The sequence below is a fragment of the Bradyrhizobium sp. SZCCHNRI1029 genome, from assembly GCF_032487555.1.
Classification (GTDB): Bacteria; Pseudomonadota; Alphaproteobacteria; order Rhizobiales; family Xanthobacteraceae; genus Bradyrhizobium.
The window spans coordinates 144,595-169,193 of sequence record NZ_JAUEUK010000001.1; the positions used below are offsets into that span (position 1 = coordinate 144,595).

The following is a 24,599-nucleotide window of genomic DNA, read 5'->3' on the forward strand; positions in this document are numbered from 1 at the left end:
ATCCGGGGTCATCGCGACGGCCCGTGAGCCCCCGCAGGTCGCCTCCGCCGCCGCTCTCTCGAGCGCCGACGGCGTCTCATGACGGCGCCTCATGGCGGGCTACGGCACCGTCATCGCCGCGCCCGAAACGATCGTCGATCTCCCGTGGTTTCCCCCGCCCGCCCTATTGACCGGAACGGACCCACCCCCTACACAGCGCCCACGACAGCATGCGGCCCAAGGTCGGGGTTTTTTGCCGCCCCGATCTCATGCCGCAGTGAACCACGGCCACGCCTAAAGCGTTCCGATGGGGACCTGCCGACGATCCGGACAGTGACGGCCCTGCCGTCGCACCGCTTCTTGGAAGCGAGCGCGTAGCTCAGCCGGTAGAGCACGTGACTTTTAATCATGGGGTCCCGGGTTCGAGTCCCGGCGCGCTCACCAAGATCCCGAACGATCGAATAGTCAGCCTGGCAGACGCCTCCCTTGGCCACGTCGGCACATCGGTAAGACGATGCGTGGCCTGGATCGCCCGTAAGCGGCAGCCTGAATGCGTCTCGATCGGAACTCGATTTCATACTCGATGAGTCGAACGCCCTCGATCCTCACGCGGCTTTGGATCCTCAGTCATTCCCTTGGCTACGATGCTCGCGCGAAGCTGGCGGGACGTCTCCATGATCTCTTCCACCAAGGCGATGTCACGAAGAAGCTGCCCAATCACCGCGCGTCAGCTCGATCATGTCGGCACCTCCGCGTCTGCCGGAATTGCAGTCTGCGCAACCAGGGTGCTAAGGTCGACAACCAAAGGTATCGCAAGTCATTTTCATCGAATTCCAGTAAGGCCTTTTTGGCTAGGCGTTCGCGCCAGTGGAGCCAGCATGTCTGCAAGCTATGGCGCCGTGATCAACCGGCTGCTCAACGGCGTCGGCTTCCAACTCATTCGCCAATCGACGCTCCATCAGCTGGTCTCGTCGGCCCGCAATGCCAGCGAGCAGGACAACGAAGCAGGACCGAACGACGCCGCCGAACTCGATCCCGCGCGATTGGGCAACGAAGGTGAGGATCAAGTCCCACCGGATTCGCAAGCCAGCGAACCGACCGAGACGGTATCGGCCAGCTATCTCCAGAACCTGCAGCGCGAGAGTTTGGCGCTTCGTGAGATGTCGACCGAGCTCATCAAACTCAAGCTGCAACTGGCCGGAGCGAACGACGGCACCAACTCGAGCGAGCCCTCGACTCCGGACGTTGCCGGCCCCCGGCTCTACACACCCGTATACGACTACGCCGGACTGCGAACCGATCCCGCGATCGTGCACAACCATGACTTCATGCGGGATCCCGGCTTCGTCGCCGCCTACGAACGAGGCGCCGCCGCCGAGGGCTATGAGCCTCGCTATTTCTGGCGGACGCATGTTGCACTGTGGTGCGCCAGCATCGGCGTCAGCCTTGGCGGCGATTTCGTCGAATGCGGCGTCTGTCGCGGCATGCTCAGCTCTTCGATCATGCACTATCTCGACTGGAACAACCTCCAACGTCGATTTTTTCTGTTTGATACGTTTACCGGTGTCGACGAGCGCCTCGTCACCGATGAGGAGGTCGCAAGCGGCAACCTCGGCTACTTCAGAGAGATGTACAAGACCGACATCTATGAGGATACCGTTCGCAACTTCTCCGAATACAACAACGTCGAAATCATTCGTGGCAGTGTCCCATCGAGCCTGTCGACCGTCGACATCAATGCCGTCGCTTATCTCTCGATCGACATGAACAACGTCACGCCCGAGATCGCGGCCATCGACCACTTCTGGAGCAAGCTCCAGCCCGGCGCCCCGGTTCTGCTCGACGATTATGGTTTCGTCCGCTACGAAGCCCAGAAGCGTGCATTCGACGCTTGGGCCTCTCAGCATGGCGTCGCCATTCTCGCGCTTCCCACAGGGCAAGGCCTGATCATCAAGCCGCCACCGGCGCCGGGGGCTGTACGCCGGAAGCGGCGCTTCATAGCTCCATTTTTGTGCACCGCCACCGTGAAGCGGTTTTTTGGGATGACGACGGCGTAAGGTTGTCCACATGCCGACTGGCTAGTTCGGCCAATCCAAGGCACAATCGAGCGTTGCAGTCCTTGATTTATTGAATTCGGGAAGTACGGTGACGGTGCACAATATTAGCCGTCGCCTTTCCCGAGGGGGCACCGATCGTTCAACTTGGTGCTCCGTCTTCGTAGTCCAGGGATATTTCGGCGCGTCATTTTTTCTGTATAGACAGCAGCCGTTTCTTTGATTTTGTGCACTCGCATTTGGCATCGCCGCTGATAGAGCTACAGTAGCAATCCGCTCTTTCGCCAGGATCGCAGCTAGTGCTACAGCTGCTTCCATTCGAGCACGACTGACTGCATGACTTTCCTTTTGGCGTAGGTGTGCTCACCTGCTTGTTGCTTTGCTGGGCCAGAATCCAAGTTTCAGCACGACTATTGACCGGCTCAGCCGCCGCTGTAATAGTCAGTGTCGCCGGCAGCAGCAGGATTGCGACGAGCATCATTCCAAAAGTACGCACTTTCGCCCCCGAGAGAATATACGAATTCCACCACCCACCATTTATTCGGCTTGCAGTTGCATCATTGATAGAGATCAAACTTCGATATCATCTTGATTTCAAATTCTCGTTACGGCAGACCAGAGCTTTCCATTAGTAAGCGACGACCGAAGTCCGGAATTACGGTGACAGTGCTGGACTGCCCCCCTGAAGTGAGACACGATAATCTCGGTGACAGAGCGGTTGCCACAACGTGCTATCGTGCTTTGTTTTGCGCGAACGCGGCTTCGAACTCAAGAGGCGATCGGTAGCCGAGCGCCGAGTGCAGGCGTCGCTTGTTGTAGACGTCCGCGATGAAGCGATCGATCCGGCGACGAGCGTCTTTGATGTCGGAGAACGCCTTGCCGTTAACCTCTTCGGCCTTGAGCGTCTTCATGAAGCTTTCAGCCTTGGCGTTGTCGAACGGGTTTCCAGGTCTGCTCATGCTGATCGTGATGTCACGATCCGCCAAGATCTGGCGATAGGCGATCGAGGCGTACTGCACGCCGCGATCTGAGTGATGGATCAGGCTGCCGCGCTCGGGCTTGCGGGTCTCGGTTGCCTTTTCCAATGCCGAGATTGCGAGCGAGGCATCGAGCGTGCTCTCGAATGCCCAGCCAACCGCCTTGCGCGAGAACCCGTCGAGTATGACCGCGAGGTAGGCGAAGGTCGTGGCGAGATGGACGTAGGTGATGTCCGCGACCCAGATCTGGTCAGGAGCGGACGGCACCAAGCCACGCACGAGGTTCGGTACGACAACAATGTCCCTTGGCCGCTCTGCCAGCGGCTTCAGGAATGGCACCTTACGCTGCGCGAGAAGATTATCCTCGCGCATGAGTCTAAGCACTTTCTTGGCATTGACGACCATGCCTTTGCGCCTGATGGTGGCTGTCACGCGCCGGTAGCCGTAGAACGGATGCTTGAGGCAAATGCGTTGGATCTGGTCGCGCAACTCGCAGTCGGCCACCTCACGACTGCGTCTGTTGAGATGCCGGTAATAGGTCGCGCGCGGCAGACCGGCCAAGCGGCAGAGCCGTTGCACATCGGCATTGGAGTCCGTCGTCTCCGACGTCATGGCTTGGACGACTTCGACGATGCGGGTGCGGGTTTGCCTTGCGCTACCGGCCGCTCCAATGCGCGCAAGGCTTGCCGAAAAAAATCGAGATCCATCTGCTGGCGGCCGACCAGCCGTTCGAGTTCGACGATGCGGGCATTCGCCAGCGCCAGTGCGGACCGCTTGTCGTCGTAGGTTGCTGGAGCTTTGAGCTTCCGGGGGCCGGGCTTCGGTCCCGGCTTGCGGTTTAAGCCGTCGGGCCCTTGCGCCTTCCAGGCCTTGATCCAGTCGTGCAGGATCTTGCGCGATATCCCAAGCTCTCGCGCCACAGGCAGAACGCCTTCGCCTCGCTCGACACGCTTGATCGCCTTCAGCTTGTAAGCCGTCGGAACTGACGCTTCTTCCCTCTTGCTGCCACAGGTCATCCTCGGAATGCCTGTCACCGAGATTATCGTGTCTCACTTCAGGGGGGCAGTCCAGCACTGTCACCGTAATCCAATGAGGGGGATCAGCGCGAGGGCTCTCATGGCGTGAATGCCTGGCATTGATGTCGCTCCGCAGCATGGCGCCGGCGCGGGGATCGAACGCACTGTCGCCGCACCAACCGGCGATGTCATCACGATTCCGGGCCGGCATGTCCCGTTGATCTGAATGTCCTGACCATTCGGGCGACACCAGGGCGCACGAGGCAACCGGCGAAGATCCCCAGCAGGGCGGCGCCGGCGAGTTGATGATCCCATCGCGCCCCGGCATGCCCCATCGCGTTGACGAGCACCTTGTAGGCGATCAGGAACAGGACGGCGCTGAAGACAAATCGGCGCAAGAATTCTGACCAACGAGAAGAGTGTTCCGAACACCACGCCAACCAGAATGGCGGGCCAATAGGTCGTCAGCCATTCCGACATTCTGCTTCTCCGACCGAGTGCTTCTTGGAGCGGCCAGATTACGGTGACAGTGCACTAAACTTCCATCGACGTCAGGTAACGCGGCCGCACTGCCTTAGCCCCTCACCCGCTCACCGCAAACCCAAGCACCAGCTGCTTCGGGCTCTGCTTGAATTCCTTGATCACCGCGGCCCGGACCTTCTCCGACAGCTCCGACAGCGGCTTGGCGGTGTAGAGCTTGGGGAAGGTCACCATGACCGACGTCAGCGTGCCGTTGTTCCAGTTGAAGCCGACTGCGGGACGCACGCCGGTTTCGGCGAGGAGGTCGGCTTCGACAGCCCGGCTGTAGGCAAGTCCGTTTTGAACGGCGTCGACCATCCCGCAGCCGGCGAGGCATGCGATCAGGGGGATCAGCGCGAGGGCTCTCATGGTCGTCCACTCCAGGGTTCAGTATCCGGCGACGCGCCGTCGCCACGCGTGGCGCCTGCCGAGGTTGCAGCGGCCGGCCAGCATGAAATGCGGCCACGGCCGGATCATGGCGCGACGGCGCAACGTTTTCCAGCGTGACGCGCCGGGACAGGTTAGACGGGCGTGAGCCATCCATGAAGGCGGACAATCGTCAGGCATTGGCGTGCATGGTGCTGATCGCTGTCCTGATGGTCGCGCTCCTGTCGGCCAAGTATCAAGTATGACGACTGCCGGTGGCGCGGACAGTCTGAGACCGAGTGCTTGCGGCAGGCCCGGGGACTGCCTCCGGTCGGGCGGCCTTGAGCGAGAATTCCGGTGCGCTAAATTGACCTCGCTACTTGGCGCGGCAGTTTCATGCACTGTCACCGCAACCGTAACCGCCAATGACGAAAGATCCGTCCCTTACCTGCCGGGGGCAGCATCGGCCTCCAGCACGACCTTCGCCACGGGATAACGCCAGTCGTTCTTCGTGTTGTCGGCGGCCGCATCGATGCCTGCCACGATGACCGCACCAAGGATCCCGCCGTTGACGCCGCTGGCCAGACGAGCCTGGCGCGTCGCATCGAACGGCGCGACCGTGATCATCCGCTTTTGATAGCCGGGCTTTTGGCAGGTCACGGCAAGCGTGCTCGACTGTCCGCGATAGAGCGGCACGCGCACCTTCGCGGGGCTCGTCATGGTTGCGCTGAAACCGGTGGCTTCCAGTGAGCAGGAGGCCCCGGCCATCTCGACCTCGCCTCCTCCGCCGGGATTGTGAAAAGTCCGCACCTCCACGAGCTGGTCACCCGCGAACTCGGGCACGCTTGCGTCGGTTCGGCGCTTCGGCTCGTAGACGTCGATTCCTCGGCTGCCCGTGCTGGACCTGATGTCGGTCACATTGTTGACCGCAAGCGGCGCAGCACACCCGCCAAGGCACGCCCCTCCAAGGATGGCCACCCAGGTGGCCATCCAACGCAAATAGTCCATTTGAGCCCCCACAGCACCCCTACTGTTGTTGACTAGCGGTAGCAGGGGCCGATCTGGGGAACAATAGCCGCAACCTTAGGGGGAATAGAGCGACTATCAAAAACCGATGACGTTGCCGACAGGACACAGTCGCTGTCGTCCCCCAGCATCAAATACGTCGGTGGTCATGTATCAGACGATCGCCAGCGGCGGGAATTCAGGGTCATCAACATGACGCGGTTGCTCCGCCACGACCTTCCTCGCGATCAATGCCAAGGCGGCGCGTTCGGTACCCGCGCAGGTTGCGGTGACCGGTGGGCATTCCCGGATCATGGCGCGACGGCGCTGCGCTTTCCAGCAACATGTGCTGTGAGGATGCGCGGACAAACTTATTTCATCAGGCCGCTCAACACGATCACCCCTGTCCAGTCCGCTTCTGAAAAATATTCCTCTTCCATTTTTCCGAAATTCATGATTGACTGTCCCCATCCCGTGCTCCTCGAGAGGGGCGGATCGCGATCGTCACGGACGTTGGGCGCGGGATGCGGTGGCCGCAGGCGGGTCGCAGCGTGCTTGAGGCGCGCGGACGAACGACTCCTTGCGGACGCGAAATCGCGTGGTCCTGGCGCCCCGAAGCTGGCGCCAAGTCCTGGGGGTGATGATCCCCGAGGGCGACGGTGGCTATCAAGCCGGACACCGGGGAGATCGCGTATAAGCGTGAAGACCATCGCGCGGGGAATGCCGGGTTGATCCGGCTGAACCTGTGGTGACTGCCGCCTGCTTTTTCTTCTGCAGGCGGGCCATGGGTGAGGCCCTCACCCGGCATTCCCCGCGCCCTCTGTTTCATGGGGGCGAGACGACCGGCACAGCTCGGGCGCGCAAGGCGTTGCGATGACGGTCGAACACGTCCCCTGCCCCGCCCCCCCCCCCCTGCAACGTGATGAGGTTCAGATGATCAGGCCGATCGATCGTCATGCGGCGGGACTGAGCGACGTCGCCCGTTGCGTCCCTGCGGTGCGGACGCGCGCGGCTTGCAATCACCGGCTGCCGGGAGTGCGCGCACGAACAGCAACAAGATCTTACATGGCGACATCCGACCTGCGCAAAAGCGCCGCGTCCGCGGCGTGTGTTCGCATGTGTGGCCGCACCCGATCGAACCGATGGCGATCGTCGCGGTGCAGTCGCGATCGCGTCAACCGTATCGTGAGGAAGTCCCGATGTCGTCACCCGCGCCAACAGGACGGCGGGCCATGCTCGTCCTGCTCGCCGTTCTCCTCCTCGGCAACATCGCCGCCATCATCGCCTGGCCGTCGCATTGCGGCACGAGCCCACGGCTCACGATCGGCGGGGTCATGCTCGCCGGCTGCGGCGAGGCCGACGCCGCCGGCCCTCGCCTCGAGGCGATGCAGCGGCCGCATCGGGCGTCCGAGCCGGTTGAAATGGCGAGGGCTCCCTGACATCGTGGCCATCACCCGTGTTCAGCGATCGGCAGCCCGCCGAGATCGAGCGCGGCGATGCGCCGAGGCTGCTGCCGCGCCTTGCGGGCTGATGCGCCTCGTCTCGCCCAAGGAGCTTTCCCGATGTCCACCGCCTTCCTCTTGACCTCGCTGATCGTGGTGGCCTCGCCCGGCACCGGCGTGCTCTACACGCTCGCGGTGGCGCTGACGAAGGGATCGCGGATGAGCGTCGCCGCGGCGTTCGGCTGCACGCTCGGCATCATCCCGGCGATGCTCGCTGCGATCATCGGGCTTGCCGCCGTGCTGCACACCAGCGCGCTGGCCTTCGCCGCGCTGAAATGGTGTGGCGTTGCGTATCTCTTGTACATGGCCTGGCAGACGCTCGGTGAGCGTGGCGCGCGCTCGGTGGAGGCCAAGGATGACGCGAAGGACGCGGCGCGCTCGGCCGGGCGCGTGGTGCTGACCGGCTTTTTGATCAACATCCTCAATCCCAAGCTGTCGATCTTCTTCCTCGCCTTCCTGCCGCAGTTCATCGCCGCGGACGACGCGCATCCGCTCGCCGCCATGCTCAAGCTGTCGGGCACGTTCATGGCGATGACGTTCGCGGTGTTCGTGGTCTACGGGCTGTTCGCGGCAGCGGTGCGCGATCGCGTCGTCAGCCGCCCCCGGGTGATGGCGTGGCTGCGCCGGGCGTTCGCCAGCGGCTTCGCCCTGCTCGGCGCGCGGCTGGCGCTGAGCGAGCGCTGAGGGCTCCCGCGACCGGATGAGACAGTCGCATATGGGAACATCGTCAGCCACACGACTTGGTGTCGATTTGTTACTCGTCATGGCCGGGACAAGCCCGGGCATGACGTCGCGGAGGGAGCCGAACATGAACTTGCAGATGCGCGGTCGCTGCCCGCCATGCGGCCTGGCCCCAAAAAGCGAGACCCGCCTGAAGCCATCGGCTCCAGGCGGGTCTCTTTACTAATCAGTCAGCCAAGCTCAGCCGAACTGGTTCATCGTGTTGTGCGCGCCGCCGGCCTTCAGGGCCTTCTCGCCAGCAAAGTACTCCTTGTGGTCGTCGCCGATGTCGGAGCCGGCCATGTTCTGGTGCTTGACGCAGGCGATGCCCTGGCGGATCTCGGCGCGCTGGACGTTCTTGACGTAGCCCAGCATGCCCTGCTCGCCGAAGTACTCGCGGGCGAGGTTGTCGGTCGAGAGCGCGGCCGTGTGGTAGGTCGGCAGCGTGATCAGGTGGTGGAAGATGCCGGCGCGCTTGGCCGAATCCGCCTGGAAGGTGCGGATGCGCTCGTCGGCTTCCTTCGCCAGCGGGGTGTCGTCGTACTCCGCCTTCATCAGCTCGGCGCGGTTGTACTTGCTGACGTCCTGGCCCGCCTCCTTCATCGCGTCATAGACCTGCCAACGGAAGTTGAGGGTCCAGTTGAACGACGGCGAGTTGTTGTAGGCCAGCTTGGCGTTCGGGATCACCTTGCGGATGCGGTCGACCATCTTGGCGATCTGCTCGATATGCGGCTTCTCGGTCTCGATCCACAACAGGTCGGCGCCGTTCTGCAGCGAGGTGATGCAGTCGAGCACGCAGCGGTCCTCACCGGTGCCGGGACGGAACTGGTAGAGGTTGGAGGGCAGCCGCTTCGGACGCAGCATCTTGCCGTCGCGGTTGATGATGACGTCGCCGTTGCGGGCGTTCTCGGGCGTGACCTCCTCGCAGTCGAGGAAGCTGTTGTACTGGTCGCCGAGATCGCCGGGCTGGCTAGAGAAGGCGATCTGCTGCGTCAGGCCGGCGCCGAGCGAGTCGGTGCGGGTGACGATGATGCCGTCCTCGACGCCGAGCTCCAGGAAGGCGTGGCGGCAGGCGCGGATCTTGGCCAGGAAGACGTCATGCGGCACGGTGACCTTGCCGTCCTGATGGCCGCACTGCTTCTCGTCAGAGACTTGGTTCTCGATCTGCAGCGCGCAGGCGCCCGCCTCGATCATCTTCTTGGCGAGCAGATACGTCGCCTCGGCATTGCCGAAGCCGGCGTCGATGTCGGCGATCACAGGGACGACGTGGGTCTGGAAGCCGTCGATCTTGGCGATGATCTCGGTCTCCTTCGCCTTGTCGCCGGCCTTGCGGGCCGCGTCGAGGCTGCGGAACAGGTCATTGAGCTCGCGCGAGTCGGCCTGGCGCAGGAAGGTGTAGAGCTCCTCGATCAGCGCGGGCACCGAGGTCTTCTCATGCATCGACTGGTCCGGCAGCGGGCCGAACTCGGAGCGCAGCGCCGCGATCATCCAGCCCGAGAGATAGAGGTAGCGGCGGTCGGTCTTGCCGAAATGCTTCTTGATCGAGATCAGCTTCTGCTGCGCGATGAAGCCATGCCAGCAGCCCAGCGACTGGGTGTACTTGGTGCTATCATTGTCATAGGCGGCCATGTCGGCGCGCATCACGGCCGCGGTGTAGCGGGCGACGTCGAGGCCGGTCCTGAAGCGGTTCTGCAGGCGCATGCGCGCCACGGCTTCGGCGGTGACGCCGTTCCAGGTCGGGTTGGTCTCGAGCAGCGCACGCGCCGCCTCGACCTCGGCCTGGTAGGACGAGGGGCCCTGGAGAGCCTGGTCGTTCAGTCCACGCGGTTGAAAGTTCATGTCCGTGATCCCTTGGTTAAGGACAACCTGGGACCTGTTGTAAGCACCCGGCGCCGGCGGACCAGACATTGCGCGGAAAACTTGTCACACTTTACAAACTTCTCGTGTATAGCTGTAAGGGGATTACAAGACCGGAATTTGGCCATGACCACCGCCACGGCACGATCGATCTTCATGGGCCCGCGCCTGCGCCGGCTCCGGCGCGAGCTCGGCCTGACCCAGGCCGACATGGCCGCGGACCTCGAAATCTCAGCGCCTTACGTGGCGCTCTTGGAGCGGAACCAGAGGCCGGTGACGGCCGACATGCTGCTGCGGCTGGCGCGGACCTACAAGATCGACCTTGCCGATCTCGCCGGCGACGGCGGGGCCGACCACACCGCGCGGATGCAGTCGGTCCTCAAGGACCCGATGTTCTCCGACATCGACATCCCCGCGCTGGAGATCAGCGATCTCGCCGTCAGCTATCCCGGCATGACCGAGGCGTTCCTGCGCCTCTACACGGCGTATCGCGAGGAGCAGCTCGCGCTGGCCGAGCAGCGCGCTCCGGTGCCGGCCGGCAGCGCGCCCCGCGTTGGCAATGACGGCTTCGACGCCAACGATCCCGTCGCCGATGTCCGCCGCTTCCTCGCCGCCCGCCGCAACAACTTTGCCCAGCTCGACGATGCCGCCGAGCGGCTGGCGCAGGCCATCTTCCAGGGGGCGCCGACGGGGGCTCCGCAGGTCTCCGCCGGGCCGGCCGGCTTCATCGAGCGCTTTCGCGTCCGGCATAATCTCCAGGTCCGCTACATGCCGCCGAACGTGATGCTTGGCTCGCTCAGGCGGCTCGACCTGCACCGCCGGCAATTGCTGATCGAGGACTCGCTGGACAGCGCGAGCCTGAAATTCGAGCTCGCCCGGCAGCTCGCTTATCTCGAGCTCGACACCGAAATCGGCGCGGCACTCGAGGATGGCAAGTTCGCCAGCAAGACCGCCGAGCTGCTGGCGCGCCGCGCGCTCGCGGCCTACGCGGCGGCTGCGATCATCATGCCCTATTCGATCTTCGCCAAAGCCGTCGATGCCAGGGCCTACGATCTCGAGGCGCTGGCGCGGCAGTTCGGCACCAGCTTCGAGCAGACGGCGCATCGCGTCACCACCCTGCAGAAGCCGGGCGCGGAACGGATCCCGTTCTTCCTGATCCGCGTCGATCCCGCCGGCAACGTGTCGAAGCTGCTCGACGGCGCCGGCTTCCCGTTCGCCCGGCATGGCGGCGCCTGCCCGCTGTGGTCGGTGCACGGCATCTTCAAGACGCCGCGCCAGATCGTGACGCAATGGCTGGAGCTGCCCGACGGCCGCCGGTTCTTCTCGATCGCCCGCACCGTGACCGCCGGCGGCGGCTCCTATGGCGCGGTGCGCGTCGAGCGGGCGATTGCGGTCGGCTGCGCCGCCGAGCATGCGGGGCAGCTGATCTATACCCGCGACGGCCACGGGCCTGATGCCGACGCGCCGACCCCGATCGGCGTTGCCTGCCGGGTCTGCCACCGGCCGAAATGCGCGGCACGCTCCGCGCCGCCGATCGGGCGCGAGATCCTGCCGGACGATTTCCGGACGTCGTCGGTTCCGTTCGGGTTTTCGGCGGATTGAGCAGGGGATGGTCGTGGAACCAGGAACTGGTCGGTATGCCTGGCCGCGGGCGATAATCCATCGGATCGGGCTGCAAATCGTCCCGGGACGCCTGGGCCCTTGACGGAACAGCCATAAACCGGACAAAGATTGCGCCAAAATGTCGCGGCGGAGGTTGGCCATGAGATACGTCGACGGCGTTGTGATGTTCCTCAGCCTGTGGCTGCTGGCATCGATGGTTCTGGACGCCGTGACGCCGCCCGAGCTGAACTTCTACATGATCGGCCCGATCATTGCGCCGGCCGCGATCATCACCGGCTTCCTGTACTGGCTCCGCATCCCCTCCCGCGACTTCGTGCTGGCGTCCGCAGCCATCTGGATGGTCTGCGAGATGACGATGGAGATGGTCACCCCCAAGCCGCTGTCGCCGCTGCTGGCGGTGGCCGCCGTCGCGCCGCTGCTGGTGGCCGGCATCCTCCTGCACGTCCAGCACTGGCGCCAATCGCGCGGCCGCTTGCCACCGCCCGCTTCGACGCCGACGACCAATCTGCCAGGCTCCTCCAACGCGATGTCGAGCCGGCGGCCGTTCTGAGCCGCGCGACGCCGCGGCAATGGCGGATAGCGTGCAGATTTTCCGTTGTTCTACGGGATCGAATGTTTACGAGGAAATCAGAAACCCCCTCTTAAGTTCCGCGGGTCCATCTGTAGCCGACACACCAGCCGCACGGGGACCATGCTGAACGAACTTCTCGTGATCGAAGATGCCGACGTTCATCTGTCGATCCTGCGCAAGATCGCCGTGCAGGCAGGCTTTGCGACGACCGGCGTGAACTCGGTCGACGGCGCGATGAGCGTGCTGCGCCGGCGCAATTTCGAATGCATCACGCTCGACCTGAATCTCGGCGAGCGCTCCGGCACCGAGGTGTTGCAGCTGTTGGCGGACATCAAATCCCGCACCCCGGTGCTGATCATCAGCGGCTCCGACGATCAGACCCGCGACGTCACGGTCCGCGCCGGCAAGATCCTCGGCCTGAATGTCTATCCGCCGTTCTCCAAGCCGGTCGACCTCGCTTTGCTCCGACAGACGCTGCGCCAGATCGCCGCCGACACCGACCGGCAGCGCCTCGTCAAAGCCAGCATCCGCTAGCCCGAACGCACGCTCGTTTTCCCGCTTGATCCAGATCAAGGCGCCATACCTCTGCCGCTTGTTGGCTGCAGAGGGGCGAGCGGAAATGAGATGCGATGACGGCAGCGAATTCGGCCAGCGAAGCAGAAGCAGTTGTGAACGAGGCGACGCCCTATGAGCTCGTCGGCGGCGAAGCCGGCGTGCGCCGTCTGGCGGAGCGCTTTTACACCATCATGGACCAGGAGCCCGGCGCCAGCCGCATCCGCGCGATGCACGACGCCGATCTCGGTCCGATCAAGCAGTTGCTGTTCGAATTTCTCAGTGGATGGCTGGGCGGGCCAGCGCTTTATTTCGAGCGGGCCGAACATCGCTGCATCATGTCCGCGCACCGTCCGTATCCGATCGGCGACGCCGAGCGCGACGAGTGGATGACATGCATGCGCCGCGCGATGTTCGATTGCGACATCACCGGCGACATGTATGCGTTGCTGGATCAAGCGTTCCTGCGGATGGCGAATGCGTTCCGGAGCCGCAAGGCGAGCTGACAGGAACGCCCGTCAGCCCGACTTGGTGGCGGCCTCCCGCGCCAGACGCTCGGCCCTGAGCCGCTCGCGGTTGGCGTAAAAGGCCCGCTGGGCCGCCTCGTGATCGCGCATGGCCTGCTCGGCATCAGCCCTGCGGGTGGCGTCACGCGCCCGACGCTCTTCCGGCGTGAGGACGCGAGGCTGTCTGTCTGTGCTATCGTAAGGCATGGGCAGATAACGCCCAAGCGGCCGGGATGTTCCCAGCATACGATGGTTCAGTCCGACTTTCGTGGAAACAGCTGGTCGCGGATGTAGCGCGACGTCGGCGTCAGGCTGAGTCCGTAGGGCTTTTGCCACACCGCGCGGTCGATCTCCTTCTTGTCTCCGATCTCCAGGCGCCCTTTGGCATGCTTGGCGATGAAGATGGCGTCGCTCATCTTGCGACCCGAGCGCTTGTTTTTGGCGGTGACTTCCTTCCATAGCCGCAGCCGGCCGAGCTTGAGCTTGGGAAGCTCCTCCTTGATTTCGCGCTTCAGGCAGTCCTTCGCCGTCTCCTGCGCGCGTTTGCGGCCACCCGGAAACATCCAGCGCCCGTCGGCCCGGCGCCGGACCAGGAGAACCCTTCCGCCCTTGGCGGCAACCAGCTTGGACGCCTTGGTCATGGCCCCGGAGCTCTCACCTCTCGAACAGTGACGAACAATGAAGTGGAGTCTATCAAGATTCGCTCCAACTCCCGCTCCGGAGCTTTGCGGAGATTCGGCCAGAGCTCCGCAGCGGCCAACCAAGCTCACTGCAGCGCTCCGACCGTCGGCAGCGCTCAGTAGCAGGAGCGCGGATCGACCGCCACATACTCTCCCGACGGATATCGATAGTAGCAATTGCCCTGCGACAGATAGTAGCCTGGTCGCGCCGCAGCCGTAGCGCCGGCGATCGCGCCGGTGGCACCACCAAGCACGGCGCCCGCCGCGGCACCGCCCGCCTTGCCGGTGAGGATACCGCCGAGCACCCCGCCGATGATCGCGCCCCCGAGCGCGCTGGCGCCCGGATCGACTTCGGCCGGAGGCGGCGCCGGCTCGTAGGCAACCGGCGGGGGCGCCTCGTAGGCCGCCGACGGCGCATAGACCACATCGTCAGCATAGTCCTCCGACACGTAGGTCGGCGGCCCTTCCATGGGCTCGGGATAATAGTACCAGACGCCGCCGACGTCCCACCACCAGCCCGGGCGGCCGTTGTGAACCTCGTGCCGCCATCGGCCACCCTCCCAGCCGACGCGGCCGCGATAAGACTGCCCACCATAGTCGCGCACCGCGACCCGGCCGTGCGCATAACGCGCATCCGGTCCCCGCCCGGCCATCGCCGGACCAGGGCCCGGGCCGTGGCCCGCTGCGAAGCCCTGACCGGCTCCCGGCGGACGTCCCTGAGGGCCAACGGCAGCCCGCGGCGGTGCGCCCGGCTGTGCTCCCTGCGGCTGGCCGGCCATGGGGCCGGCTTGCCGCGGGATCTGGACATGGGGCTGGCCGGCCGGTTGCCCACCCTGGGTCGGCGCTTGGCGAATGACACCCGGCGGGCGGGCCTGGGGCGAATGCCCGGCGCCAGGACCAGCCTGGTCCTGGGTTTGCGCCCAGGCTTGGGCGGGGATCACGACCGCGGTCAGGATCGCGATCGCGGGCAGCCACCGTGTGCTCTGGTTGGACAACGTCATTCTCCCCTACCCTTGATCGCCCGCCGTCTGCGCTGGTTGCCGCGCACGCGGGGTGTGATGCGGATTGATGATCCCGGATCGCCGGCTTCGGCGTGGATGGTCCGGACACACCATAGTTTGCGCGACAAACGGGTAAAATCCCGACGATTTTGCGGCCAAGTCAACCTGCTGCCGTCAACCTGCTGCCGTCAGGTTAACCGAGACGCCGGCTGATTCGCCGCTCCGATCATGCAAACTCGCCGGCGCGGCCTTGCCGATCCGGTACGGGCAGATCGGCGGTCACCGGTCGGGCACGATCACATTGCAGTTGGTTCGTCCCGACATCAGGCAGTCCTGCATCCGGCTTGCGGAGGTCAGGCTGCGGGCCAGCCACAAGCCGAAGGCCACGACGAGCGCCGCGAACACGAGTGCCGCCACGGCGCCACGTCTATCCGGCCCCTGCGTACTCATCGCCGGTGCGCCTAGGCGGCACGCAGGCCAGCGGCCTCACCGTGCGGTTGCTGCTGCTGGCGCGATGCCGGCGAGATCGATTCGATCCGGGTACAGCTCGTCACCCAGAACAGCTGCCCGCATTCCCATTCGGAACCCAGCACACCGGCCGAAACGGGCCTCGGGCGGGCGAGGACCGCCGTCATCACGCATGCGCTGACCACGAGAGCGACGAGCGCGAGGCCGAGCGCCATGCGCCCGCGGCGAACAGAGGTCATGCCGGTCAACTCCGTTGGATGTCGCACCCGGGCGGTGCGCTGGTGCCCGCGAGGCGTGAAGCGACTCACGGCCGGCCGACCTGCGTCAGCGACGGGGATGGTTACATAGCCTCCGGCGAGCGCCATGCAAGCGCCAGGCAGGACGGATGTGGAGGAGCGGCGATAAAGCATTTGTCATCGACGCATGCGATCCTATACACACGGGCTCGCGTCGGCCTCCGCTCGTGTTCACGAACTCGTGGAAGAATTGCCTGGCGGCGCGTGCAGCCCCTGACCGACCACACCCTGATCGAACACCCAAATAGCGAAGTGACGACGTCTCCATGAGAGGATTCAAGGAACCTGGATTTGCCGATCGGCAGAAGGCCGCGCAGCAGGCCCGCCAGAGCATCGTGCAGAAGTTCAAATCGCAGCCGGGACCGGACGATCCCGAAGTCGTGAAGCGACGGCAGGAGCGCGAGGCCGCCGCCACCCGCCGCGAGCAGCAGCGATTGGAGCGCGAGGCCGCCAAGGCTGAGCAACAGCGTCTCGAGGAAGAGGCCAAGGCCGCCGAGAGTGCCCGGCTTGCGCGCGAGGCGGAAGAAGAAGCCGCCCGCTTGGCCGAGATGGAAGCTGAGCAGAAGGCGAAGCGTGATGCGCGCTACGCCGCGCGCAAGGCCCGTGGAAAGAAGAAGTAAGCAGCGACGCCGCCGCCACGAGACCTGCGTGTCGTCGCGTCCGGCATCGCGCGACTCCTCAATTCATCGGCGATGGGACTGATACGGTCGTCCCATCGCACGATGCCGTGCGAGACGAGCTAGTTCTTCTTCATCATGCCGTCGTCCTTCTTCATCCCGTCCTTGGACATGGCATCGTCCTTCTTCATGGCGTCTTTCGCCATCGAGTCCTTCTTCATGCCGTCGTGGGACATCGCGCCCTTTTTCATCCCATCGTCCTTGCTCATCTTGTCCTCCGCGAAGGCCGCCGGCGCGACGGCCACGTTGAACGCGAGGGCGGCAGCGGAGATACCGAGGATGAGGCGGCTACGATTGGTCATGATGATCGCTCCTTCGTATGACGGGGTTCGACGGCGACGGACGCGCCGTTCTTGGATATCGACGTTCCGATGAAGGCGATTGTTACGAGCGCGGGCGAGAATTTTGTTCGATCAAATTTGACTCGAATGCGTCCCGTTCCGGAATCGAGGACACAATTTTGCCCGGCAAGATCATGTTAGTACAACCGCGCAAGGGATTCACAGGCCGGTACGTGCGCCGCAGCAATATGTCGCTTCCCATGCATTTGGCCTCGAACGAACTGTCTAGTTCGGCTAGAGGTAAGCTCGACAGATTGGCTGGTATAAGTCACGCCAACGAACCGGGTCGGGAACCCAACCAGAAGTTGTTCAGGGGAAATCTCATGCTCACACGCCGTCATGTCATCGCATCCGCGCTCGCTGCGCCGGCCATGCTGCGTTTTGGAACCGGTACGGCCCACGCAGCAACGACGCTGAAGATCTCTCACCAGTTTCCCGGCGGCACCATTGACAAGGGCGATTTCCGCGACCGGCTCTGCCGGGTGTTCTCCGAAGAGGTTGCGAAGCGCTCCGGCGGCGAGATCGCGACCGAGATCTATCCCAACTCCTCGCTCATCAAGACCGTCGCGCAGTTCTCGGCCATGCGGAAGGGCGCGCTCGACATCAGCCTCTATCCGATGCCTTACGCCGGCGGCGAAGTGCCTGAGACCAACATCGCGCTGATGCCGGGTCTGGTCACGACCTACGACCAGGGCATGCGCTGGAAGAATGAGCCGGTCGGCAAGACGCTGAGCGATTTTCTGGCCGACAAGGGCATCATCCTGCTGACCTGGGTCTGGCAGGCGGGCGGCGTTGCCAGCCGATCGCGGCCGCTGGTGACGCCGGAGGACGCCAAGGGCATGAAGGTGCGCGGCGGCTCGCGCGAGATGGACATGGTGCTGCAGACCGCCGGCGCCTCGGTGCTGTCGGTGCCATCGAACGAAATCTACACCGCGATGCAGACCGGCGCCTGCGATGCCGGCATCACCTCGTCGACCAGCCTGATCTCGTTCCGCCTGGAGGAAGTGTCGAAGGCCCTGACCTCCGGCGCCAAGGCGTCGTACTGGTTCATGCTCGAGCCGCTGATGATGTCCAAGGCCTCGTTCGACAAGCTGCCGAAGAACCAGCAGGACATCCTCCTGGCGGTCGGCGCGGAGATGGAGGCGTTCGGGCGCAAGGGCGCGCAGGACGACGACATCGAAGTTGCCAAGGTCTACGAAAAGGCGGGCGCGAAGGTTGTGGAGCTCGATGTCCAGACCGTCAACAAATGGCGCGACATTGCCCGTGACACGGCCTGGAAGGACTATGGCGGCAAGTCTGCGAACTGCGCCAAGCTCCTCAAGCTCGCTTCCGACGTCGCGGCCTGATTGATGCACGCGCCCGTTATCGATACCGAGGCCACGACAGCCATCGGCGCCAGCGGTCCGCTGGCGCCGCTCCAGCGTGTTGTCTCGCTGCTCAATCGCATCATCGTGGTTCTGGCCGCGTTCGCACTGGTCGCGGCCTGCCTCATCCTGAGCTACAGCGTGGCGGGCCGTGCACTGTTCAAGGCCGCCAACTACTGGCAGGACGAAGCCGCCGTGTTCTTGCTCGTCGGCGCCACCTTCATGACTGCGGCCTATGTGCAGGAGCATCGCGGCCACGTCAGCATCGAAGCCTTCGTTGGGCTGATGTCGCCGCTCGCCAACAAGATCAGGCTCTGGCTGGTCGACGTCGCGAGCTTTTTGTTTTGTGCCTTCTTCACTTGGAAATCCTGGACCCTGACACATGAGGCCTGGGTCGATGGTCAGGTCTCGAATTCGATGTGGTCGCCGCCGCTGGCGATTCCTTACGGCCTGATGGCCGCCGGGATGACCCTGCTGTGCCTGCAGATGCTGCTGCAGATCGTGGCTCCGCTGACCGGAGCGCGTCGATGAGCGTGTTCGGGATTGGGGTTGCCTACGGACTCTCGACCCTGTTTGCGATGTTCGCGGGCATGCCGATCGCGTTCGCGCTCGGCGCCGTGGCCGTCGTGTTCATGGCCATCTACATGCCTGCCGCGTCGCTCGATACGGTCACGCAGAACGTCTACGAGGAAATGGCGTCGATCACGCTGCTGTCGATCCCGCTGTTCATCCTCAAGGGCGCGGCGATCGGCCGCTCCCGCGCAGGCCAGGACCTCTACTCGGCGCTGCATGCGTGGCTGCATCGCGTGCCCGGCGGATTGGGCGTCGCCAACGTGTTCGCCTGCGCGCTGTTCGCGGCGATGGCGGGATCATCCCCCGCGACCTGCTCGGCGATCGGCTCGGCCGGAATTCCCGAGATGCGCAAGCGCGGCTATTCCGGGGGCTTCGCCGCCGGCATCATCGCGGCCGGCGGCACGCTCGGCATTCTGCTGCCGCCCTCGATTACGATGATCCTGTTCGCGATCGCGGCGGAGAAATCGCTGGGACGGCTGTTCCTGGCCGGTATCGGCCCCGGGCTGCTGCTGGTGACCCTGTTCGGCGTCTATTCGGTGGTGCGCTTCCGGCAGGAATATGCGCGCGCGAAAGCCGTCTATGAGAAATCGGGCGCGTGGTCGGACATCCTGACCAAGGACGATTTTACGATGGCGCAGCGCTTCTCCGTGCTGCCACGCGTGATTCCGTTCGTGCTGCTGCTGACCGGCGTCATGGTCGCGCTCTATGGCGGCCTCGCCACGCCATCGGAAACAGCCGGTCTCGGCGGTATCCTCGCGCTCGTGCTGATCGCGATCATCTACCGCGTCTGGAGCCCGGCCGATCTCGCGCCCATCATGAAGGCGACGCTGCGCGAATCGACCATGCTGATGCTGATCATCGGCATGTCGCTGCTGTACTCCTACGTGATGAGCTACCTGCACATCTCGCAGTCGGTGGCGGAGTCCATCGTGGCGATGCACCTGCCGCGCTGGGAACTGTTGTTCGCGATCCTGCTGATGGTGGTCGTGCTCGGCTTCTTCCTGCCGCCGGTATCGATCATCCTGATGACTGCCCCGATCATCCTGCCGCCTCTGCGGGCAGCAAACTTCGACATCATCTGGTTCGGCGTGGTGATGACGATCGTGATGGAGATGGGCCTGATTCACCCGCCGGTGGGTCTGAACATCTTCGTCATCAGGAACGTCGCGCCGGACATCCCGCTGCGCGAGGTGATCTGGGGCACGCTGCCGTTCGTCCTGCTGATGATGGCCGCCGTGCTGCTGCTCTGCTTCGTGCCGCAGATCTCGACGGCGCTGCCGGATCTCGTGATGGGGCCGGATCTGAGCCGCTGACGCGGCCCGTGAATGGCGAATAGGCATTAGCGAATAGGGATCTAGCGAGTGGGCCCCCTATTCGCTACTCGCCATTCGCTATTCGCCTGTTCTTCGCGTTCAGCGCCGCTGCAACACGGCTGACGGGTGGCCGACCGAGCAGCCGGCTCATGTCGTTGGTGGCGGCCAGCAGTTTCGTCATGTCGACGCCGGTGCGGATGCCCATGCCTTCGAGCATGTAGACGACGTCCTCGGTCGCGACGTTGCCAGTCGCGCCCGGCGCAAACGGGCAGCCGCCGAGGCCGCCGGCCGCGGCATCGATGACGCGGACGCCCTCCTCCATGCCCGCATAGAGATTGGCCAGCGCCTGGCCGTAGGTGTCGTGGAAATGCATCGCCAGATGCGTCACCGGCACATCGTCGCAGACGGCGCGCAGCATCTGCTTGGCCTTGAGCGGCGTCCCGACACCGATCGTGTCACCCAGCGAGACCTCGTAGCAGCCCAGATCCCACAGCGCCTTGGCTACGCCGGCTACGGCCTGCGGCTTGATCTCACCTTCATAGGGACAGCCAAGCGCGCAGGAGACGTAGCCGCGCACCTTGATGCCGTCGGTCCTGGCGTGGGCGATCACCGGCTTGAAGCGCTCCAGCGACTCCGCGATCGAACAGTTGATGTTGGCGCGGGAGAAGCTCTCGGAGGCCGCAGTGAACACGGAAATCACCCTGGCGCCGGCGGCGCGCGCGGCCTCATAGCCCTTCACATTGGGCACCAGCACATGGAATTCGCCGGGCAGTGCAGCCACGCTGCGCATGACCTCGTCCGAGCCCACCATCTGCGGGATCGCCTTGGGCGAGACGAAGGCGCCGACCTCGACCGTGGTCAGGCCCGCCGCGACCAGCGCGCGGATGAAGGCGATGCGATCGGCGACGCTGATCGACATCTTCTCGTTCTGCAGGCCGTCCCGCGGGCCCATTTCGATGATGCGCACGCTCTCGCTCATGCCGACCTCTTCGGTTCGAGGATCAGGCGGACGGTTCGAGGTCCGCCAGTTCGACGCCTTCCTGCACGATGTCGCCGACCTTGCACTTGATCGCCTTGAGCCGGCCTGCGAACGGCGCCCGCAGGGTCTGCTCCATCTTCATGACTTCGAGCGTCAGGATCGCCGCACCCTTCTCCAGGACGGCGCCTTCCTGCGCAAGCAGCGCCACGACGGTCCCCGGCAACGGCGCCACGATCTTGTCCTCGCCGGCCTGCTCCTCGTCGTCACCGCCGAACGGATCGATCCAATGCAGATCGAAACGGCCGTTGCGGGTCCGCAGGTACAGCTCATGGCCCTCGATGACGGCCACCACATGGGATTTGACGCCGTCGCACACAAGGTCGAAGCCGCCGTCATCAGTCGGAAGTGCCGAGAACGAGGTCTCACGGCCCTCGATCGACAGGCGCTGCACGCTGGGACCATAGGCCAGCGTGGCGGTCCGCGGTTCATTCCCAGCGCTTTGGCGGAACGAGAACACGCGCTGCCGCAGCCCCACCGGCATCCAACCGGATGCGCGCCACGGCGAGCCTTGCTCCTTGGCCGCAGTCTGCTCGCCGATGAGAATGGCCGCGACGGCTGCACTGAGCTCGAGGTCGCCGGCCACCGCCCCCGACGGGGTCAGATGTGTCAGATGGCGCTCGATGAAACCGGTGTCGATCGCGTTCGCCACGACGTCGGGATGCGTTAGCAGCGACGACAGGAACGGGATGTTGCTGACGATACCTCGGACGTCGGTGTCCTCAAGGCCGCGGTTGAGCCGCTCGATCGCGACCTCGCGGGTCGGCGCCCAGGCGATCATCTTGGCGAGCATCGCGTCGTAATAGGGCGAGACCACATCGCTCTCGCGATAGCCGGCATCGATGCGCAGGCCGCCGGTTTCAGCGGGAAGCCGCCAGGTCTTGATCGTGCCGACCGAGGGCATGAAATTCTTGGCGGGATTCTCCGCGTAGACGCGTGCCTCGATGGCATGGCCATGCAAGCGGATCTGGTCCTGCGTCAGCGGCAGCGCGTCGCCGAAGGCGACGCGCAACTGCCATTCGACGAGATCGACGCCGGTGATCAACTCGGTGACGGGATGCTCGACCTGCAGGCGCGTGTTCATCTCTATGAAGAACACGTCGCGGCCGTCGGAGACGAACTCGATGGTGCCCGCCCCGACATAGTTGACCGCGCCGGCCGCGCGACGCGCCGCGGCGCAGACCGTCTCCCGCTGCTCCGGCGTCAGCGTCGGCGACGGCGCCTCCTCGATCACCTTCTGGTGCCGACGCTGCAAGGTGCATTCGCGCTCGAACAGCGACACCAGATTGCCGTGGCTGTCGCCGATGATCTGCACCTCGATGTGGCGCGGGTTCTGGACGAATTTCTCGATCAGCACACGGTCGTCGCCAAACGCCGCCTTGGCCTCGCGCTTGGCGCTGGTGACGGCATCAGCGAGATCGCCGGCTGCATTGACCACGCGCATGCCGCGGCCGCCGCCACCGGCGGAGGCCTTGATCAGAACGGGAAAGCCGATCCGCGCGGCTTCATTGGCGAGCGTCGCCTCGTCCTGCGCCTCGCCGTGATAGCCGGGCACCAGCGGCACGCCGGCCTGCTCCATCAGGAATTTGGAGCCGGACTTGGAACCCATCGCGGTGATCATCGCGGCCGTCGGCCCGACGAACACCAGGCCCGCGTCGAGACAGGTCTGCGCGAATTCGGCGCTCTCGGACAGGAAGCCATAGCCGGGATGAACCGCCTCGGCGCCTGTCTGCCTCGCAGCCTCGATCAAGCGCTCGATGTTAAGATAGGAATCGCGGGCGCGTGCGGGGCCGAGCAGCACCGCCTCGTCGGCGAGCGCGACATGCAGCGCGTTTCGATCCGCCTCGGAGTAGACCGCGACGGTCTTCAATCCCATCGCGCGTGCCGTGCGGATGACGCGCACGGCGATCTCGCCGCGGTTGGCGATCAGGAGCTTGCGAAAACGACGATACAATCCGGGACGAGCCATGATCACATCCTGAACAGGCCGAATTTGGTCGGCTCGACCGGGGCATTGGCGGCGGCAGACAATCCGAGCCCGAGCACAAGGCGGGTATCGGCGGGATCGATCACGCCGTCGTCCCACAGCCGCGCCGTCGCGTAGTAGGGATTGCCCTGGGCCTCGTATTGCGCACGGATGGGGCTGCGGAATTTCTCTTCCTCTTCCGCAGGCCAGCTCTCGCCCTTGGCCTCGATGCCGTCGCGGCGGACCTGGCTCAGCACCATCGCGGCCTGCTCGCCGCCCATCACCGAGATGCGCGCGTTCGGCCACATCCAGAGGAAACGCGGCGCATAGGCGCGGCCGCACATGCCGTAATTGCCGGCGCCGTAGGAGCCGCCGATCACCACGGTGAACTTGGGAACCGACGCGGTCGCGACCGCAGTCACCAGCTTGGCGCCGTCACGGGCGATACCGCCGGCCTCGTATTTCTTGCCGACCATGAAGCCGGTGATGTTCTGCAGGAACACCAGCGGAATGTTGCGCTGGCAGCACAGTTCGATGAAATGCGCACCCTTCAGCGAGCTCTCGCTGAACAGGATGCCGTTGTTGGCGATGATGCCGACCGGATGACCCCAGATGTGGGCGAAGCCGCACACCAGCGTCTGGCCGTAGAGCTTCTTGAACTCGTCGAACTCCGAGCCGTCGACCACCCGCGCGATGATGTCGCGCACGTCGAACGGCTTGCGGCCGTCGACCGGCACGACGCCGTAGATCTCTTCCGCCGCATAGCGCGGCTCGCGCACCTCGCGCATATTCAGCGCGCTGCGCGCGCCCGGCGGCTTCAGCGTGCCGACGATGCGACGCGCGATACCGATCGCATGGGCGTCGTTCTGTGCGTAGTGATCGGTGACGCCCGACTGGCGTGAATGCACGTCGGCGCCGCCCAGTTCCTCGGCCGTGACGACCTCGCCGGTCGCCGCCTTCACCAGCGGCGGGCCGCCAAGAAAAATCGTGCCCTGATTGCGCACGATGATGCTCTCGTCCGACATCGCCGGCACATAGGCGCCGCCGGCGGTGCACGAGCCCATCACGATCGCGATCTGCGGGATGCCTTGCGCCGACATCTGCGCCTGATTGTAGAAGATGCGGCCGAAATGCCGCTCGTCCGGGAAGATCTCGTCCTGCAGCGGCAGGAACGCGCCCCCGGAATCGACCATGTAGACGCAAGGAAGGTTGTTCTGCCGCGCGATGTCCTGGGCGCGCAGGTGCTTCTTCACCGTCATCGGGTAGTAGGTGCCGCCCTTGATGGTGGCGTCGTTGGCGACGACGACGCATTCGCGGCCGGCAATGCGGCCGATGCCGGTGACGATGCTCGCCGAATGGACGTCGCCGCCATAGAGCCCGTGCGCGGCCAATGGCGACAGCTCCAGGAACGCCGTTCCAGGGTCGAGCAGCAGGTCCACACGCTGACGCGCCAGCATCTTGCCGCGCGACAGATGCCGCTTGCGCGAGGCCTCGCCGCCGCCCTCGGCGACCTGCCCCAGCTTCGTCCTGAGGTCGGCGACCAGCGCGCGCATGGCGTCGGCATTGCGGGCGAAATCGGAGGACGATGGATCGATCGTGGAGTGAAGCGTCATGACCGGCGTCTTCGTTGCGAGGCT

26 protein-coding genes and 1 tRNA gene are annotated in these 24,599 nt (G+C 64.6%); 12 read left to right on the plus strand and 15 right to left on the minus strand.

Translation table 11 applies throughout. The features are described from left to right. Positions 1-347 precede the first annotated feature (347 nt). Positions 348-423: transfer RNA gene (locus QW861_RS00595), tRNA-Lys, on the plus strand. Positions 424-857: 434 nt separating this feature from the next. Continuing rightward, the gene (locus QW861_RS00600) at positions 858-2,036 is read left to right on the plus strand and encodes a TylF/MycF/NovP-related O-methyltransferase (RefSeq protein WP_315751615.1); all 1,179 of its coding nucleotides are present in this window, start codon (positions 858-860) and stop codon (positions 2,034-2,036) included. A 728-nt stretch (positions 2,037-2,764) separates the two neighbouring features. Here QW861_RS00600 and QW861_RS00605 read toward each other — a convergent pair. From QW861_RS00605 to QW861_RS00625, 5 genes are all read right to left on the minus strand, one after another. Further along, positions 2,765-3,622 (minus strand): IS3 family transposase, encoded by an 858-nt coding sequence (locus tag QW861_RS00605; protein ID WP_316192580.1) that lies wholly within the window; start codon positions 3,620-3,622, stop codon positions 2,765-2,767. Then, positions 3,619-4,044, minus strand: a complete 426-nt coding sequence (locus QW861_RS00610) for a helix-turn-helix domain-containing protein (protein ID WP_316172328.1) — start codon at positions 4,042-4,044, stop codon at positions 3,619-3,621. Before QW861_RS00610 ends, QW861_RS00605 begins: the two co-directional genes overlap by 4 nt. A gap of 564 nt (positions 4,045-4,608) precedes the next feature. Next, the gene (locus tag QW861_RS00615; protein WP_315751619.1) at positions 4,609-4,914 is read right to left on the minus strand and encodes a hypothetical protein; all 306 of its coding nucleotides are present in this window, start codon (positions 4,912-4,914) and stop codon (positions 4,609-4,611) included. Positions 4,915-5,355: 441 nt separating this feature from the next. After that, positions 5,356-5,919 (minus strand): hypothetical protein, encoded by a 564-nt coding sequence (locus tag QW861_RS00620; protein WP_316192581.1) that lies wholly within the window; start codon positions 5,917-5,919, stop codon positions 5,356-5,358. Between the two features lie 171 nt (positions 5,920-6,090). Then, entirely contained in the window at positions 6,091-6,387 is a 297-nt protein-coding gene (locus tag QW861_RS00625; RefSeq protein ID WP_316192582.1) for a hypothetical protein, read from the minus strand. A 761-nt stretch (positions 6,388-7,148) separates the two neighbouring features. On the opposite strand from QW861_RS00625, the gene QW861_RS00630 reads away from it, so the two are divergent. Both QW861_RS00630 and QW861_RS00635 read left to right on the plus strand, forming a co-directional pair. Beyond that, positions 7,149-7,355 (plus strand): hypothetical protein, encoded by a 207-nt coding sequence (locus QW861_RS00630; RefSeq protein ID WP_315751621.1) that lies wholly within the window; start codon positions 7,149-7,151, stop codon positions 7,353-7,355. A 123-nt stretch (positions 7,356-7,478) separates the two neighbouring features. After that, positions 7,479-8,102: a LysE family translocator gene (locus QW861_RS00635; RefSeq protein WP_316192584.1), complete on the plus strand. Its 624-nt coding sequence runs from the start codon at positions 7,479-7,481 to the stop codon at positions 8,100-8,102. A gap of 237 nt (positions 8,103-8,339) precedes the next feature. Here QW861_RS00635 and QW861_RS00640 read toward each other — a convergent pair whose 3' ends face one another. Further along, positions 8,340-9,977 carry an isocitrate lyase gene (locus QW861_RS00640; protein ID WP_315751623.1) on the minus strand — a complete coding sequence of 546 codons (1,638 nt, stop codon included), beginning with the start codon at positions 9,975-9,977 and terminating at the stop codon, positions 8,340-8,342. Between the two features lie 144 nt (positions 9,978-10,121). On the opposite strand from QW861_RS00640, the gene QW861_RS00645 reads away from it, so the two are divergent. From QW861_RS00645 to QW861_RS00660, 4 genes are all read left to right on the plus strand, one after another. Next, positions 10,122-11,597 (plus strand): short-chain fatty acyl-CoA regulator family protein, encoded by a 1,476-nt coding sequence (locus tag QW861_RS00645; RefSeq protein WP_315712042.1) that lies wholly within the window; start codon positions 10,122-10,124, stop codon positions 11,595-11,597. Between the two features lie 160 nt (positions 11,598-11,757). Continuing rightward, positions 11,758-12,168 (plus strand): hypothetical protein, encoded by a 411-nt coding sequence (locus QW861_RS00650; protein WP_315712044.1) that lies wholly within the window; start codon positions 11,758-11,760, stop codon positions 12,166-12,168. Between the two features lie 141 nt (positions 12,169-12,309). Beyond that, on the plus strand, positions 12,310-12,723 hold the full coding sequence (locus QW861_RS00655) for a response regulator (RefSeq protein WP_315712626.1): 414 nt from the start codon (positions 12,310-12,312) through the stop codon (positions 12,721-12,723). 95 nt (positions 12,724-12,818) lie between these two features. Next, a complete protein-coding gene (locus QW861_RS00660) occupies positions 12,819-13,247 on the plus strand; it encodes a group II truncated hemoglobin (RefSeq protein ID WP_315712045.1) in 429 nt (142 codons plus the stop codon). Positions 13,248-13,259: 12 nt separating this feature from the next. On the opposite strand, the gene QW861_RS00665 is transcribed toward QW861_RS00660, so the two are convergent. The 5 genes from QW861_RS00665 to QW861_RS00685 all read right to left on the minus strand — a co-directional run bounded on the left by QW861_RS00665 (position 13,260) and on the right by QW861_RS00685 (position 15,635). Then, a complete protein-coding gene (locus QW861_RS00665) occupies positions 13,260-13,454 on the minus strand; it encodes a hypothetical protein (protein ID WP_315712046.1) in 195 nt (64 codons plus the stop codon). Between the two features lie 47 nt (positions 13,455-13,501). After that, a complete protein-coding gene (locus QW861_RS00670) occupies positions 13,502-13,888 on the minus strand; it encodes an NUDIX hydrolase (protein WP_315712048.1) in 387 nt (128 codons plus the stop codon). 155 nt (positions 13,889-14,043) lie between these two features. Then, positions 14,044-14,928: a hypothetical protein gene (locus tag QW861_RS00675; protein WP_409998647.1), complete on the minus strand. Its 885-nt coding sequence runs from the start codon at positions 14,926-14,928 to the stop codon at positions 14,044-14,046. A 279-nt stretch (positions 14,929-15,207) separates the two neighbouring features. After that, on the minus strand, positions 15,208-15,378 hold the full coding sequence (locus tag QW861_RS00680; RefSeq protein WP_315751625.1) for a hypothetical protein: 171 nt from the start codon (positions 15,376-15,378) through the stop codon (positions 15,208-15,210). An 11-nt stretch (positions 15,379-15,389) separates the two neighbouring features. After that, positions 15,390-15,635 carry a hypothetical protein gene (locus QW861_RS00685; protein WP_315712050.1) on the minus strand — a complete coding sequence of 82 codons (246 nt, stop codon included), beginning with the start codon at positions 15,633-15,635 and terminating at the stop codon, positions 15,390-15,392. 323 nt (positions 15,636-15,958) lie between these two features. On the opposite strand from QW861_RS00685, the gene QW861_RS00690 reads away from it, so the two are divergent. Beyond that, on the plus strand, positions 15,959-16,312 hold the full coding sequence (locus tag QW861_RS00690) for a DUF6481 family protein (protein WP_315751626.1): 354 nt from the start codon (positions 15,959-15,961) through the stop codon (positions 16,310-16,312). Between the two features lie 119 nt (positions 16,313-16,431). Here QW861_RS00690 and QW861_RS00695 read toward each other — a convergent pair whose 3' ends face one another. Continuing rightward, a complete protein-coding gene (locus QW861_RS00695) occupies positions 16,432-16,671 on the minus strand; it encodes a pentapeptide MXKDX repeat protein (RefSeq protein WP_315755521.1) in 240 nt (79 codons plus the stop codon). A gap of 362 nt (positions 16,672-17,033) precedes the next feature. On the opposite strand from QW861_RS00695, the gene dctP reads away from it, so the two are divergent. The 3 genes from dctP to QW861_RS00710 are packed head-to-tail and all read left to right on the plus strand — an operon-like array spanning position 17,034 to position 19,960. Then, positions 17,034-18,056, plus strand: a complete 1,023-nt coding sequence (dctP, locus tag QW861_RS00700) for a TRAP transporter substrate-binding protein DctP (RefSeq protein ID WP_315712055.1) — start codon at positions 17,034-17,036, stop codon at positions 18,054-18,056. A gap of 3 nt (positions 18,057-18,059) precedes the next feature. Further along, entirely contained in the window at positions 18,060-18,605 is a 546-nt protein-coding gene (locus tag QW861_RS00705) for a TRAP transporter small permease (RefSeq protein ID WP_315751628.1), read from the plus strand. Then, positions 18,602-19,960: a TRAP transporter large permease gene (locus tag QW861_RS00710; RefSeq protein WP_315712058.1), complete on the plus strand. Its 1,359-nt coding sequence runs from the start codon at positions 18,602-18,604 to the stop codon at positions 19,958-19,960. Before QW861_RS00705 ends, QW861_RS00710 begins: the two co-directional genes overlap by 4 nt. Positions 19,961-20,024: 64 nt before the next feature. Here the strand turns inward: QW861_RS00710 and QW861_RS00715 are convergent, their stop codons facing one another. The 3 genes from QW861_RS00715 to QW861_RS00725 are packed head-to-tail and all read right to left on the minus strand — an operon-like array spanning position 20,025 to position 24,575. After that, positions 20,025-20,939 carry a hydroxymethylglutaryl-CoA lyase gene (locus QW861_RS00715; RefSeq protein ID WP_315751629.1) on the minus strand — a complete coding sequence of 305 codons (915 nt, stop codon included), beginning with the start codon at positions 20,937-20,939 and terminating at the stop codon, positions 20,025-20,027. Positions 20,940-20,961: 22 nt separating this feature from the next. Further along, positions 20,962-22,965 (minus strand): acetyl/propionyl/methylcrotonyl-CoA carboxylase subunit alpha, encoded by a 2,004-nt coding sequence (locus QW861_RS00720; RefSeq protein ID WP_315751630.1) that lies wholly within the window; start codon positions 22,963-22,965, stop codon positions 20,962-20,964. Positions 22,966-22,967: 2 nt separating this feature from the next. Continuing rightward, complete coding sequence (locus QW861_RS00725; protein ID WP_315712061.1) at positions 22,968-24,575, minus strand: carboxyl transferase domain-containing protein; 1,608 nt, start codon at positions 24,573-24,575, stop codon at positions 22,968-22,970. Positions 24,576-24,599: the final 24 nt, after the last annotated feature.

What these genes read in the sequence shown, in the direction of transcription:
- dctP (WP_315712055.1), top strand. Translation starts at nt 17,034, where the DNA reads ATGCTCACACGCCGTCATGTCATCGCATCCGCGCTCGCTGCGCCGGCC.
- QW861_RS00635 (WP_316192584.1), top strand. Translation starts at nt 7,479, where the DNA reads ATGTCCACCGCCTTCCTCTTGACCTCGCTGATCGTGGTGGCCTCGCCC.
- QW861_RS00620 (WP_316192581.1), bottom strand. Translation starts at nt 5,919, where the DNA reads ATGGACTATTTGCGTTGGATGGCCACCTGGGTGGCCATCCTTGGAGGG.
- QW861_RS00650 (WP_315712044.1), top strand. Translation starts at nt 11,758, where the DNA reads ATGAGATACGTCGACGGCGTTGTGATGTTCCTCAGCCTGTGGCTGCTG.
- QW861_RS00675 (WP_409998647.1), bottom strand. Translation starts at nt 14,928, where the DNA reads ATGACGTTGTCCAACCAGAGCACACGGTGGCTGCCCGCGATCGCGATC.
- QW861_RS00710 (WP_315712058.1), top strand. Translation starts at nt 18,602, where the DNA reads ATGAGCGTGTTCGGGATTGGGGTTGCCTACGGACTCTCGACCCTGTTT.
- QW861_RS00670 (WP_315712048.1), bottom strand. Translation starts at nt 13,888, where the DNA reads ATGACCAAGGCGTCCAAGCTGGTTGCCGCCAAGGGCGGAAGGGTTCTC.
- QW861_RS00715 (WP_315751629.1), bottom strand. Translation starts at nt 20,939, where the DNA reads ATGAGCGAGAGCGTGCGCATCATCGAAATGGGCCCGCGGGACGGCCTG.
- QW861_RS00660 (WP_315712045.1), top strand. Translation starts at nt 12,819, where the DNA reads ATGACGGCAGCGAATTCGGCCAGCGAAGCAGAAGCAGTTGTGAACGAG.
- QW861_RS00645 (WP_315712042.1), top strand. Translation starts at nt 10,122, where the DNA reads ATGACCACCGCCACGGCACGATCGATCTTCATGGGCCCGCGCCTGCGC.
- QW861_RS00680 (WP_315751625.1), bottom strand. Translation starts at nt 15,378, where the DNA reads ATGAGTACGCAGGGGCCGGATAGACGTGGCGCCGTGGCGGCACTCGTG.
- QW861_RS00630 (WP_315751621.1), top strand. Translation starts at nt 7,149, where the DNA reads ATGCTCGTCCTGCTCGCCGTTCTCCTCCTCGGCAACATCGCCGCCATC.
- QW861_RS00625 (WP_316192582.1), bottom strand. Translation starts at nt 6,387, where the DNA reads ATGGGGACAGTCAATCATGAATTTCGGAAAAATGGAAGAGGAATATTT.
- QW861_RS00695 (WP_315755521.1), bottom strand. Translation starts at nt 16,671, where the DNA reads ATGACCAATCGTAGCCGCCTCATCCTCGGTATCTCCGCTGCCGCCCTC.
- QW861_RS00600 (WP_315751615.1), top strand. Translation starts at nt 858, where the DNA reads ATGTCTGCAAGCTATGGCGCCGTGATCAACCGGCTGCTCAACGGCGTC.
- QW861_RS00720 (WP_315751630.1), bottom strand. Translation starts at nt 22,965, where the DNA reads ATGGCTCGTCCCGGATTGTATCGTCGTTTTCGCAAGCTCCTGATCGCC.
- QW861_RS00690 (WP_315751626.1), top strand. Translation starts at nt 15,959, where the DNA reads ATGAGAGGATTCAAGGAACCTGGATTTGCCGATCGGCAGAAGGCCGCG.
- QW861_RS00665 (WP_315712046.1), bottom strand. Translation starts at nt 13,454, where the DNA reads ATGCCTTACGATAGCACAGACAGACAGCCTCGCGTCCTCACGCCGGAA.
- QW861_RS00685 (WP_315712050.1), bottom strand. Translation starts at nt 15,635, where the DNA reads ATGACCTCTGTTCGCCGCGGGCGCATGGCGCTCGGCCTCGCGCTCGTC.
- QW861_RS00605 (WP_316192580.1), bottom strand. Translation starts at nt 3,622, where the DNA reads ATGACGTCGGAGACGACGGACTCCAATGCCGATGTGCAACGGCTCTGC.
- QW861_RS00655 (WP_315712626.1), top strand. Translation starts at nt 12,310, where the DNA reads ATGCTGAACGAACTTCTCGTGATCGAAGATGCCGACGTTCATCTGTCG.
- QW861_RS00615 (WP_315751619.1), bottom strand. Translation starts at nt 4,914, where the DNA reads ATGAGAGCCCTCGCGCTGATCCCCCTGATCGCATGCCTCGCCGGCTGC.
- QW861_RS00725 (WP_315712061.1), bottom strand. Translation starts at nt 24,575, where the DNA reads ATGACGCTTCACTCCACGATCGATCCATCGTCCTCCGATTTCGCCCGC.
- QW861_RS00640 (WP_315751623.1), bottom strand. Translation starts at nt 9,977, where the DNA reads ATGAACTTTCAACCGCGTGGACTGAACGACCAGGCTCTCCAGGGCCCC.
- QW861_RS00705 (WP_315751628.1), top strand. Translation starts at nt 18,060, where the DNA reads ATGCACGCGCCCGTTATCGATACCGAGGCCACGACAGCCATCGGCGCC.